Below are 13,208 nucleotides of genomic sequence, written 5' to 3' on the forward strand. Positions count from 1 at the left end.
GGATGATAGCAAGACTTGGTACTTGATCGGCGAGCGGGACATCCTTGTCCTCCAAAATTGAGAGTTCGTGGCTCAAAGATGTATAACCTATACATGACATTGATCGCTAGACGAACTAGTAGGTCAGGCTTTAGCCTGACAATCGCTTTGCCGGACCGTCCACGGCCGGCTTGTCAGGCTGAAGCCTGACCTACAAAACTCGCCATTTCGGTTTCTCGGGCAACAACGCCTGAAACTCAGCCAGAATCTGCTCCTGAAACTCCCCGGCGAAGTTTCCTTCGAAGAATCGCCTCAACCCTTCGCTATGCAGGCGTTCCCAACTCGCTTCTTCGGCACCCGGATTGATGGGATAGAACAGACACGCGTTTGCCTTGGCCGCTTGGTAGTCGCCCGGGGCGTCGCCGATCATGAGCGTTTTCTGCGGGCCGTATTTTTTCGCGTTGGCGAGAATCTCTTTTTTGCTGCCGATTTCCTGGCCGCAGATTTTGACAACGTACTGCGCGATCTGGTGTTCGTCCCATTCCTTCTCAAGCGCCGCACTGGGTGTCGCCGAACAGACGAGGACATCGGCCCGCGCGTTCATGGCTTGCAGACACTCCCGCACCAATGGAAACGGCGGCACCGCACGGACCATATCGTCGATCGACTTGTTCACCGCGATCGACCAATCGAGCGCCATACGCAGTTCGGGGTCGTCTGTTTCCTTGATCCGCGCGATGAGTGCCGGATTGCCTAAGCGCGTTTCGGTTTGGCACCATCTTGCAAGCGACAGGGGAACCTCGATCTTCACGCCCCGCGCGAGGACCTCGGGCCGCTGCTTGAGCATTTCCAGCGTCAGCACCAGCCCGGGAAAACGATTCAGCCCGCGATGGCACGAGTAGAGATTGATAAACTCGGCCGTTTCGCGGGCGTATTTGCTGACCGCCTGGAGATTGTACAAGTTGATGATCGTCGGAATGAAGCATTCCTTGTGCTTCAATTCCATCGAATCAAACACGCAGCCGTCGGAATCGACGCCGATCAGAAATTCGTGCTGAGGCTGGACTTCGTACATCAATGCAGAGGCTATGGGGTAAAGAGACGAAGGAGCTAAGGGAAATTCGTCCAGTAGAAGTCAAAGCCCAGGGGTTCACCCCCTGGGATCTGCTACCGATGATGAACTTATCCCCACGCTAGCTCAAACTTATTCTGAGTGCTGTAATTCTGCTGTTCGCGCGTCGGTGAGTAATCGACAATCTTGATCGATTTGGCCGATGGCGAGAACTCCATGAGCCGCAGCCAGCCGTCGCCACCCTTGGGCTTCATCTGGAAATTGACCAGCATCTGATGAACCTGTTTTCCGCGAGCATTTTCGCTCGTCAGCCGGCCTAGCCCGTCATTGAGGACGTGCCCATTGAGGGTCATGAAGACTTGCGGGTTATTGCGCACCAACTTTTGCCAAAGCTCTTCGCCGTCGCAAACATCATCCTGCGTCGCTTTGGCGACAGGGTATGCATGCGGGTTCCAGGTCTGCTTGCTCGCGTACTTGGCCCAATCGTAGCGCGTCTCGTCGAAGTACATGTAGGCATGCGTGTTCAAGATCGTCGCATGCTCGGGATGCTTGGCGAGAACCTGATTCGCCCAGCGGACTACATCAACGCGGGGACCGAATTCGAGACACAGAACCAAAAATTTTTGCCCGCCGGCTTCGAACGTGTAATACGCGTTTTCGAGTTGCTCCGGCTCCTTGTCATAGACGCCGCCAAAATTCGGCATCTTGCGAACCTTGCCCAGATCGAAATAGTTGTTGAAAAGCGTCGTGCGATCCTTGCACCCGCCTTTCTCGCTATAGTCGTGATTGCCGAGTGTCAGGAAGTACGGCACGATGTCATCGAGTTTTCTCAGCGCCGCGACAGCATTCTTCCATTCCGGCTCGGTGTTGTGATTGGTGATGTCGCCGAGTTGGAGGACCGCCGAGATCTTGCGCTTGTCGCGGTTGGCGATGATCCACTCGGTCTGCGCGACAAAGGTGTCGGGATACTTCTCGCTGTAGTTCTGCGTGTCGGGCAAGATCGCCAGCGTGAACGAATCCTTGGCCGGCAGTGGCGGCTCGCCGGCAACAAAGACCGCATCGGCATACGGATCGACCTTTTCGGCGGCCGGCTTGGCTAGAGCCTTCGTTGCGGGTTCCTTCGTCGCAGGTGGTTGGGCCGCGAGAGTGCCGCCTAGGGCTGGCAAGAGCAAGCTAGCGGCCGAACGTTCTAAAAAATCACGGCGGTGCAGCGTCATCACGAAACTCCGGTTGGGTCGAAGGGCGAGTTGATCGCATCTACTTTACCAGACCGTGGCCCGGAGAAAATGGCGAACCGCACCCCCTTGACGATTGTGCTCGGAACGACCAGGATAAACGTTCGATTTTCGTGGCCAACGCACGAAAGTCATCAGGGCGATTAGCTCAGTTGGTTAGAGCACCAGCTCGACAAGCTGGGGGTCACAAGTTCGAGCCTTGTATCGCCCATTTTTTGTAAGTCCTTGCTGAAACACAATTTGTGTTACCTGCTGAAAGTCAGCAGAGCGGCGTTTTTCAGGTGCGCAAACCGGTACATACCGGTTTGCGCTACTTGGGAGAACTCCAATGCCGCTTCTGCATTCTGCCGTACCGCGCTATCGCCAGCACCGAGCCTCGGGCCAAGCGATCGTGACAATCTCGGGCGTGGATCATTATTTAGGGCCCCACGGCACCAAAACCAGCAAGCGGGAATATGACCGTTTGATCGCGGAATGTCTGGCCGCCGGCCGACCGGCCCTCGTCATCCAGCCTGCCGCGGTGTTGAAGATGAAAGCCTTAATCGCCACCTATTTGACGTACGCCCAGAAGTACTACCGTAAAAATGGCAAAACAACGGGGGAGTTCGACAATATCCGTTATGCAATGCGGCCAATCCGCAAGCTATACGCCGATCTGGCTGTCACCCAATTTGGTCCCAAAGCTCTGAAGACGATTCAGCAATATTGGGTGGAAGAAAACCTTTGTCGGACCATGGTGAATAGTCGGGTGGCGCGGATCAAACGCATGTTTCGCTGGGCAGTCGCGGAAGAATTGCTGCCGGTGACCATTTTTCAAGCGCTCGCGACCGTACCCGGCTTGAAACGAGGTCGCAGTGCCGCTCGCGAGTCCCAACCCGTCAAGCCCGTGGCCGATGAGAAGGTAGTGGCAATCCTACCGTTTTTGCCTACGATGGTGCAGGCGATGGTCGTTTTGCAGCAACTCACGGGAGCCCGGCCTTCCGAGATCTGTGAGCTCCGTCCCGAGGAGATCAACCGCGACGAGCCGGTTTGGCAATATCGACCGGCGTCCCACAAGACTGAGCATCACGGCCGCGAGAAAATAATTTATTTTGGCCCGCAGTCCCAACTAGTCTTGCAACCGTATTTGCAGGGAAATTCTGGCGATTACTGCTTCAATCCGCAATTGAGCGAAACCGAACGGAAGAAGAAGATGCGCGCTAAGCGCCAGTCGAAAGTTCAACCCAGTCAACTCAATCGCGCGAAGTCGAATCCCCGTCGCAAACCTGGAACTTGCTACAACTCGAAGGCCTACTGCCGAGCGATCTATCGTGCTTGCGATCAGGCTTTCCCGCCGCCGGCCGAGTTGGTTGAAGCGGAGAAGAAGCTTTGGCGCAAAGCGCATCGCTGGTCCCCCGGGCAAATCCGGCACTCCACGGGGACAAAAGTGCGCGAGCGATACGGGATTGAAGGAGCGCAACTCATCCTGGGCCATGCCAAAGTAGAAACCACCCAAATTTACGCGGAACGGGATCTCAGTCGAGCGATGCAGATCGCCGCTGAAATTTCTTAGTGCTGCGAAGCCAAACGAACAACGAAAGAGAAACCATGGCCCGTCCCTCCGCTCCCATCGAACTTACTAAGGAACTTGGTCCCGACTCCACGCCCGGGGATCGGGTGCGTTGGCTATTGGAAGTGATCTTTGCAGGAAATCGTTCCCAGATGGCTGCCGTCGTCGGTTGCACGAGCTCTTACATCACCAAAATCGCCCAAAAGTCTCAGAACCCTGGCAGCGATGTCTTGGAGGGTTTGGCGAAGGATAAGCGGATCAATTCCCAGTGGCTGATCAGCGGCTTGGGGGATCCCTTGCGCGGCGATCAAGGCCAATCACGGGGTGGTGGTTGGCCAATCCCGATTCTCAACAGCTTGCTCACAGAACCCCTCACGCAGCCTTCTGCCTTGGGGGCAACAGGGTTTTGGCCTGTGGGAGGTCACGAGTATGCTGTGACGCGCTATTTTTACCGGTTGCAGATCGAAGATCGACTAATTTACCGTCCCCAAGCATCACTGCAAACGGGGGATATGTTGCTGCTGGAGACTGATCCCAACTATCTCAAGGAATTCGAGTTCCAGCAGTCTACACCGGTGGTCTACTACCGGAAGGATATTCGCAAAGCGGAGTTGTTATTAGCAGACAGGGTATATGAGGAGGGGGACGATATTGGCGTCTATGTTGATCTGATAAGCGAAGACCGATCGAGCATCCAGAGCGTGCCTCCGGCAACTGAGTATTTGCTGAAAATCGACAATCACGGCAAGCCCGAGATTCGGCCTCTCGCCAGCAAGCCACAACGCAGAACGACCATGCAGGAAATGGTGAAGTGTTACACATCTCGTATTGGTCTCCAAGCCGGAGGACGGTTGCTCGCGATTGCGATCCGTCTACAACGCACGGATTTTAGCAGTTGTTATCAGCAGTAACTTCTAACGCTGGGCCACCTCGGCGAATTGCTTCGCTATCCTGTGGCGACATCCTGCAAAATCTTGATCCGTTTTGCGTAAAGCTGCAGCAATATCACTTAAAAGACAATAAACGCTTGACGTTTGTTCCTTATGGAATATAGTTATTTCCATCGGGGCATCACTTGCTTTGAGGTGGATGATGGATGCGAAGTATATGAGTTTGTCTCAAGCGTGTGCGTTTTTGCCGGGGCGGCCACATGTGAGTACTCTGGCGCGCTGGCGGCTACGTGGGGTTCGCGGGCACAAACTTCAAACGACATTGGTGGGCGGGCGGCGGTATATCACGCAGCAGCAATTGGTGGATTTTCTCGCAGCAATCAATGGCAAGCCGAGCATGCGGCCTAGCGAAAAGGCGGCCGGCGAGCCAGACGCCGCCGACAAAATCTTGGATCGCCTTGGAATTTAGTATTCCCGCCGAGAAATCTCCCGCACCAAGCGTTTGATGGAAGAGGTCCATCAGCGGTTGGTTTGCAGCGGTGAATCGCGGCCTTGCAGCTGACAACATGCAAATTCAAATTTTGGTCAAACCTGCAGGCGTAGTAGTCAAATCCGCTCCTGCGTTTTTGCTCCGAGCATTTGAGCTCGCCATTCCTTTCCCTGTTTCTATCGATTCGCAAATTACCTGGATTCCTCGAACAGAAAAATTCTATCGGCATGGTCGGGCACCTGGCTCAAAGACCAAGGGCATTCCAACGTTCCTCGACATAAAAACAGCCGAAAAGCTCCGCAACAGCAAATTCTCTGAGCATGTACGCTTAGGGCACCAGCGCGAGGAACGGCGCATTCAAGCTTTGCCATTAGCTAACCGCTGGACCTATTTTGGGCTTGGCTGTTTGGAACGGATCACGTCCTTACTCGATGGCCACGGGTACCATTACTCCATCGAGGATCGACGTCCAGCTAATGAATTACTGCTCCAAGGCATCAATCAAAACTATTACGAGTCCCTCGATCCGAGCAATCAGGAACTCGCAAAACTCTGGGCGCAACAATGTCTCGCGTGGACACAAGCAGCGCCAGGAAAGAATTATCAATCCGCAGCCGACCTGGCCATGCTCAATCGCGAGCAAAGCTTGGTGATTGTCATGGCGTCTAGTAAACGCGAATTACACAATTTCCAAGGTTACATCGCCAAAAAATACCGTCCCCGCATCCAGTTCTGGGGAGATAAAGGCGCACTTTCGCCACGGCGCATTTACTTGGCAACGCCTCATTTCGGCATCCCTCTGCATTGCCTGCATCCAATTACCCTGATTGTGCTCTCGACCGAAAGAATCCTGCATCACAAGCAATTCAACGACTGGTGTTACTGGGCACCGATTCACCGAAAATACGGGATCGTAAGTTCCGACGCGCGGTTCACGCCCTCTGACGCTGAAAAGCTCAAAATCGTTTTTGGCGCTGCTTTGCCCTGCCAACAGGAATTTCAAAACCCGGCTAAAATAACAAGTTACACGGCCCGGCTAGATTCAACGATGGACGCCGGGCCTCCTTGCAAAGATTTGCTGACGTGGAAACGCTTGGCTATCTGGACTAACGTCGGGCGAAATCGCCTTATCGCCGATTTAGCAGGCTATCTCGACGGCAACTCAAGCTGCCTTGCCGCTGAGATCAAGCTCTCGGAGCATTCGGAGATTCGTGAGCGTCGCGGCGCAACTAAACAACAAACGCTCATTCTTGTCGAGAACAAACTGCACGGTCAGCAGGTCCAATCCCAATTGCCTGACTATCGACTCGTCGAGCGAAGCAGCGTCAGTCCTGCAGGCTTTGTCCTGTATGAAGAGCGTTATCGGGGATCCATCATGACGCTCCCTGCGTTTGAGGCTCTCCAATCCTACGGCGCTGATCTAGTGATTCGCGCCGACGGGACCAAAGCCCAGCTTGACGTCACCAAAACCATACTCCCAAGGCCTTTTCAAGCTCGACAGCAAACCGTGATTGAGATCGTTGAACCTCGGCATCTCAATCGCGACAAGGCAGGCAAACGACGCACAAACTTTCGACGTTAATAGATTGCCAATTTATCCTATTTACGCCGTAGAGCCGTTGATAGGAACGTCCACTCAATCAAAAGGAGGTTCACCATGTACAAGAGTTTGGGCCGGCGAACAAACTGTCAGCCTTTCGCCGGTCGCGCTGCCCGCCAGAGCATCCGCACCGTGTTCTCCCATCGGGGGGACGCGGACGAGTTCCTGCGCCGTCACCGCGAAATGTGCAGCGAGTTACCAAGCAAGGCACGAGCCGATCGCCAGAGGGTGACCGACCATCTCCTATGCGTCGCAGCAGACTTCCGATCTGCCAAGATCGCATGGAAGAAAACGGCCAACGACCCAAGAGCGGCAGGACCGGATGGCATCCGACAGGGCGACCTGCCAGTCCATGTCCAGACGCTACTGATCAAGATGATCGGGGAGCAACTCGGAGAGGGAGGATACCAGGCGGGCGAAACTCGTCGGGTTAACATCCCGAAACCGAACGGCAAGACCCGACCCATCGACGTCAGTAACCTAGCCGACAGTCTCGCGAGCAGGATGCTCGCTATGGCAACCACGCCGTTCCTGGACCCGGGACTAACCCCCTGGTGTGTAGGAGGACGTGAGAACCATGACCGCGAGATGGCGCTAGTGTGGGTTCTGGAGACGGCTGAGCGGGAGAACCGCAGGAGGTTGATCGCACAAGACGTGCAGAACGCGTTCCCATCAGTTCCCCGCTCTAGGCTACGCCAAGTGCTGCTTAGCCGGCAGCTCACGCCTCAGACGGTCGGACAGATCGAGAAACTCATCGGCAGTGGAAAGAAAGGCCGGGGAATCCCCCAAGGGAACCCCCTGTCACCCCTCCTGCTGAACCTGTATCTCGATCAGTGTCTCGACCGGCCGTGGCTTAAGGTGCACCCCGACATGCCGATCATTCGGTACGTCGATGATGTGCTGTTAATGCTTGGGGACAAGAGCGATCCCGAGGAATATCACCGAGAACTGAACCAGCAGGTGCAAGCGGCCGGAATGAGCCTTAAGCACCCCATGGAAGAAGCGATCTGCGATCTGTCCCAGGGAGGGTCGGTAGATTGGATCGGTTACCGGGTAAGCTGGACGAATGGGACCTGGCACGTTGGCGTCGGGAAATCGACCTGGGATAACCTGGGCTTGAGACTCCGAGAGTGCCACCGAGCCCAAAATCCTCCTATGGCAGCAATGGGTGTCATCCAGGGCTGGGTGGGACAGCAAGGAGCTTGTTACCACCCAGACACAGTGGAATCCAACGTCACTAAGATCGTCCGGACCGCCCGTGAATCGACCTTTGGGGAGATCGCTATCCCTAAAGAGCTTCTTGGCCTCTGGGAGCGGGCTTATGCTCGCTTTATGGCTAGAGCTACGGTCTATAGCGCTTGTCTGCCTGCCTATGGTGCTTGTGATGGTGGCTTCGCCGACCGTTGCTTCACGGCCATACGTGGCCGTCGCGGGGGTGCCGACTACTCGTCGGTACCCCCGCACCTTTTTGATAAAAACGCCGAGTTCCACATTTGGACAGATGGCTCAGCGCTGGTCCAAGGAAATAAGCAACCGCCGGGAGGGTGGGCTTATGTGATCTTGAATCGGCACTATAAGTTGGTGCACAGTAATTCAGGCTGTAACGCTAAAACAACCAATAATCGTATGGAATTGTTCGCCGTGATCCAGGCACTAGTTTCGCTGCCTGCGGAAACCAGGGTCGATCTGTACACCGACTCGCAATACGTTATCGATTGCGCCCACCGATCCCGAGAATGGCAACAGCGCAAGTGGCGTGGCAGCAAGGGGGTCATTAGCAATCACGATCTAGTAAGCGAGCTGTTAACACTTTGCGAAAACCGCTATGTCCACTTTTGCAAAGTCAAAGGTCACTCCGGAAACTACTACAACGACATGGTCGACCACGAAGCCAATCGCCAAGCACAATACGCCACTCTTTCTTAAGCACACGCATGGATGCGGATTCACCCCCTTCAGTGGACCTTCGCCAGCTCTGGCACGACATGACCGAATATGCCCGCGTCGGGCATCCAGGGAGTCTTTCCCGGGGGCGCAGCCACATAGTCCGGGACCACCCCGTGTTTGAAGCGTTGGCGGATCGGGATTTCGTTGGCGTCGCGACGATGAAAACGCTCCAGACGGCACTCTACCCGCAGTCGTACTCCGAGCGTCCACGGCTGAACCGCGATGGGAAACGGACTGTTCGCCGCGGTCCCGGCCCCGGCAAACGCTACGCTCCGAACCGGGACAGGTGGCAGGAGCTTGTCGTAATTCCTTTCTATCGCCGGCCCCAGGAAATGTGCGCTTGGGCCTACACCGACCTAGATACCCTCAATGTCTGGCCGAACCCACCGGATCTGTACATCCCGAATGCTCCGGAATGTTACAACTCCAACGAGTACGTTTCACACCCGAGGCTCCGCTTCGCGAGCTTGCCCGGGATCAACCACTCCCGTCGCGAAGCGGGCCTAAGCATGCTATCCACGGCTTTGGCTCCAAATTCGGCATTTCCGGGTTACGTATTCGCGACGCTGTACGTGGAAGATGCGATTCGGTTTCAATATCGCTGGCTCCAAGAACATTGGGATACCCGCGGCAACCTCCCGCTAGTTGGTGCGTTTGACAACTGCTATTACCGCACAGCGGAAGCCTGGGATTGTATCGCCGACCGACAAATCATCTTCATTTGCGAGTTCATTACTCCACCCCTTCTTCGTCAACTCATCAGATGCAATGGCAGGGTCACGCGCCGTGCCAAGATGTTCAATAAAATGCAGTCGTCGGTCCACGAGCGGCGGTTCCTGCCTGACGACTGGATTGAACATTCGTTACCGTGGCGCGAGTACCTGACGCAGGTGATGTTCCACCTCCAACCTCCTGAGCACTACCGCAAATTCGCGAAAATCCTAGTCAAAGCATGCTTACCTCCATCGGAGCTAGGCGAGTTGTTGCTTGGCTCTTCCCAACAATGGAAAGCTCTGCATCAGCTAACGGCGCTACCCGAGTTTGCACCAGTTATTAAATCCCTTCAGCATCTGCATGGCGTCCATTGCCCGCGCCCTCTCCAAGAGCGTATTTGGGGAGAGCAGACATATCCCTGGGTGACCCTGAGAGTCGAGAAAAAGTACCTCCTGGGCAACGGTCAGGTCCATTGGGCGGGCCAAGTTATGGATCTGCAGTGCCAGCTCTACTCGTTTGTGGTGGCGGATGCCGAAGTAGCTCGCGGTGGCTTGCTCAAGGCCGTCCGTCGCCATATTCGGACTCAGCAAAAGCAAGAGCCAGCATTCGAGAACCGAAACTGGCATTTCTGCGATCGGGAACTGACCCAACCCCACATTGAGGTCATTCGACACGCGGATCGACTGGGGTTTGTCAGTACGCCAGAGCAATGGGTGTTTCGCCTGCCGCAGTACGGCGTGCGTCTCGGACAGATCGAACTGGGCCAGAAAGTCCCGCTGGTCTTGCCCGATTATCCGGCGCAAGGACTTGAACCGCCACCTCCGCTTAGTAAAGACGTCCTCGAACCTCTCCGAGAACCGACACCGCAATCGGCACTCTTTTGGGCAATTCAGCAGGCGCTATACCAGCTGATCACCGCAAAGTGTGAATTCCAGAGCCCGCTAGGCGTCGCGCTGCCGGGGCGTGGAGCTGATGCCGTTCTGGCTCAGATCGGTCGGATCCTCGACACCCCGTTGTTACCAGCGCCAGGTCCACGTTACTGGAAACACGATCTGGATCAGCTAATGGCAAAGATCACCGCCTACGATTGGCCCACCGTTATTACTAGTCAGGGACGCTCCCCGCGCACCATCTCTCGCTTGCTGGCTGAACGAATCCCTCGGAACTGCTTGCTGGGTATCCCCCCGAACTTGGCTGTTAAGGCTCACCACTGTGGCTGGCTTACCCTGAAGTTACCCGAGTCAGTCTCGTTACCCGAGTGCTGGGAATTGCCAGCCCGCCAAGTGTTGTTGAATCTGCTGCACCAGCATCGTCCGGGTAAGTTTGCCAAGGCTCGGAAACTCCCCTGGCAGCTCCGTGTCGGCAAACTCCTCTGTGAGCGATTATCCCCATGGGGTGATTTTCGGCCGGTGCTGCGTCTGGCGGAAAAGTCCATGCACCTTCCGCTGACGCCCACCTAGCTCCTTGGTTTGCAAATCAACGCAATCGCGCGTACTCTCAGGCCAAGCTGATTGAGTGTAGTAGGCCAGGCCCGAGTAAAGCCATGGGCACTTTAGGAAATTTGGGCTTAATGGGATCATCATCGCTAAGCATCAAAGTTAAAAGCCATTAGATGCATTACGCAATAAAGCAGCAAAACAGTCAGTTCTCTTAATATCTAGCTTTGGGAAGTGAATCCCCGAGCCATGGCATTTCCCCACAATAGCGGCAGGCAATGCTGATAAAAATTTTGCGAGAAGAAGTCGTTTCTTGGGGATTCCAGTTAAGCGAAGAATTCTGAGGCTTGGCTACAGCATCTAGCTTGAATTGATGGCCCCCAAACACATGTCATGCGGTGAAGTGGCGACGGTAGCCGAGTTGCGAGCGAAGAATTAGCGGCTGCGACGAGAACTGTGGCGGGCCAAGTTGGAGCGTGAGATATTAAAAAAGCGACGGCGTATTTCGCGAAGGAATCGCCAACACCCACATTCGTTCCCCAACACTCTGGCCCAAGAATTCACCGCGACAGCGCCGATCTGCAAGTGGTCACGGAAATTACCTACCTGGCAACAGCGCAAGGCTGAGTGTACTTGGCCGTCGTGCTTATCCTCATTTGCTGCAAGGCCATTGGTTGGGCGCTGGGCAATTCGTTGGAGACCACGTTGGTGAGTACGGCTCTGCAACGGGCTTTTGCAAATTGATCAACGAGATTCAAAATAATCTCACTAGTGTGCGAACGTTGCAATGAAGTCTTGCTCTAACGAATTGTAACAACAAGGTTTACGCCAGAAAATGACCTGCATCGATTTCAATTTGGATCGACAACGTTTCCTGAATTTTAGGAAAGTCGGCCTTGACGATGCACGCTGGCAAGTTCATTTTCGCGCAGGTCATGGAGCATGTTCCGTGGCGACGATTTCAAACATTGGTGAATCGCTACGACGGCGATCACAAAATCAAAACCTATCCGTGTGCCGAGCAACTGCGCGTGCTCATGTTCGGCCAACTCACCTATCGACACAGTCTGCGCGAGATCGAAACGTGTTGGCGGGCCGTCCCCGACAAGCTCTATCACTTGGGCATTCGCAGCACGGTTTCGTTCAGCAATCTGGCTCACGCCAACAATACGCGCGACTGGCGGATCTATGCCGAGTTGGCACAACTCTTGATCCAGCAAGCCAAGCAACTTTACTGTCACGATGGCCACGGCTTGGAACTCGATGCGACCGTCTACGCGCTCGACAGCACCGTGATCGACTTGTGTTATTCGCTGTTTCCGTGGGCCAAGTTTCGCCGCACCAAGAGTGCGATCAAGCTGCACACGCTGCTCGATCTGCAAGGCAACATTCCCGATTTTATCCTGATTTCCACGGGCAAAATGCACGATGTGAATATCTTGGATGTGTTGCCCATCGTGGCAGGTGCTTACTATGTAATGGACCGCGGCTATGTGGACTACGCGCGGTTGTTTGCCCTTCAGCAAGCCCAGGCATTCTTTGTCACGCGCGCCAAAAAGAACATGGCGTATCAGCGGCGCTACTCGCATCCGGTGGACAAAGCGCGCGGCATTCAGTCCGATCAGACGATCGTGCTGGCAAATTATTATGCTGGTCAAGACTACCCGCAACCGTTGCGCCGCGTGCGTTACTACGATGCCGCGCAAGACCGTCGCTTGGTGTTCCTGACCAACAACTTTACGTTGCCTGCTGTAACGATTGCCCAGTTGTACAAGTCGCGTTGGCAGATCGAGCTGTTCTTCAAGTGGATCAAGCAACACTTGCGCATCAAGGCGTTTTATGGGACCAGCGAGAACGCGGTGAAGACGCAAATCTGGAGCGCCGTGGCGACGTACTTGCTCGTGGCGATTGTGAAAAAGCGGCTAGCCCTCGAACTGCCGCTCTACACAATTCTACAGATTTTAAGTTTAACCCAATTCGAGAAAGTCCCGCTAATCCAGGCACTTTCAATAACCAATTCCCAAACCGAAGAACCCGAGCAGCGTAACCAGTTGTGGCTGTTCGACTAATGTTCGCACGCTAATGAAATAATCTATTCTCACAATTCCAGTATCGTTGCAAGGAAAAGGGGACGACTTGCTCTTTATTTTGTCGCTCACTACTGTCCGGCTGAGGATTTTTGATTTTGTTGTAAGTCGTTATTGTACACAAGGGTTGCGTTCTAAAATGCGCGCGCACGATCTCAAATTGCTCGATCATAATCAGCCATTTGGCGACGAAGTTTTGTCGCAAGTGG

At 54.7% G+C, this 13,208-nt stretch carries 9 protein-coding genes and 1 tRNA gene; 8 read left to right on the top strand and 2 right to left on the bottom strand.

Annotated features, from left to right (window positions below):
• Positions 1–190 precede the first annotated feature (190 nt).
• Positions 191–1,054 (bottom strand): HAD family hydrolase, encoded by an 864-nt coding sequence (locus AC6T8Q_RS11180; RefSeq protein WP_500679155.1) that lies wholly within the window; start codon positions 1,052–1,054, stop codon positions 191–193.
• Positions 1,055–1,161: 107 nt separating this feature from the next.
• Complete coding sequence (locus tag AC6T8Q_RS11185; RefSeq protein ID WP_500679156.1) at positions 1,162–2,268, bottom strand: metallophosphoesterase; 1,107 nt, start codon at positions 2,266–2,268, stop codon at positions 1,162–1,164.
• A 155-nt stretch (positions 2,269–2,423) separates the two neighbouring features.
• On the opposite strand from AC6T8Q_RS11185, the gene AC6T8Q_RS11190 reads away from it, so the two are divergent.
• The 8 genes from AC6T8Q_RS11190 to AC6T8Q_RS11225 all read left to right on the top strand — a co-directional run bounded on the left by AC6T8Q_RS11190 (position 2,424) and on the right by AC6T8Q_RS11225 (position 12,981).
• Positions 2,424–2,497, top strand: a tRNA-Val gene (locus AC6T8Q_RS11190).
• A 117-nt stretch (positions 2,498–2,614) separates the two neighbouring features.
• Positions 2,615–3,838 (top strand): tyrosine-type recombinase/integrase, encoded by a 1,224-nt coding sequence (locus AC6T8Q_RS11195; protein WP_500679157.1) that lies wholly within the window; start codon positions 2,615–2,617, stop codon positions 3,836–3,838.
• Between the two features lie 35 nt (positions 3,839–3,873).
• The gene (locus AC6T8Q_RS11200; protein ID WP_500679158.1) at positions 3,874–4,746 is read left to right on the top strand and encodes a hypothetical protein; all 873 of its coding nucleotides are present in this window, start codon (positions 3,874–3,876) and stop codon (positions 4,744–4,746) included.
• 196 nt (positions 4,747–4,942) lie between these two features.
• Complete coding sequence (locus AC6T8Q_RS11205; protein ID WP_500679159.1) at positions 4,943–5,194, top strand: DUF1580 domain-containing protein; 252 nt, start codon at positions 4,943–4,945, stop codon at positions 5,192–5,194.
• A gap of 97 nt (positions 5,195–5,291) precedes the next feature.
• On the top strand, positions 5,292–6,797 hold the full coding sequence (locus AC6T8Q_RS11210; protein WP_500679160.1) for a hypothetical protein: 1,506 nt from the start codon (positions 5,292–5,294) through the stop codon (positions 6,795–6,797).
• A gap of 75 nt (positions 6,798–6,872) precedes the next feature.
• On the top strand, positions 6,873–8,741 hold the full coding sequence (locus AC6T8Q_RS11215; protein ID WP_500679161.1) for an RNase H family protein: 1,869 nt from the start codon (positions 6,873–6,875) through the stop codon (positions 8,739–8,741).
• 134 nt (positions 8,742–8,875) lie between these two features.
• Positions 8,876–10,936: a hypothetical protein gene (locus AC6T8Q_RS11220; protein ID WP_500679162.1), complete on the top strand. Its 2,061-nt coding sequence runs from the start codon at positions 8,876–8,878 to the stop codon at positions 10,934–10,936.
• A gap of 878 nt (positions 10,937–11,814) precedes the next feature.
• A complete protein-coding gene (locus AC6T8Q_RS11225) occupies positions 11,815–12,981 on the top strand; it encodes an IS4 family transposase (protein ID WP_500679163.1) in 1,167 nt (388 codons plus the stop codon).
• Positions 12,982–13,208: the final 227 nt, after the last annotated feature.

The sequence above is a fragment of the Bythopirellula sp. genome (assembly GCF_041737835.1).
Taxonomy (GTDB): Bacteria; Planctomycetota; Planctomycetia; order Pirellulales; family Lacipirellulaceae; genus Bythopirellula.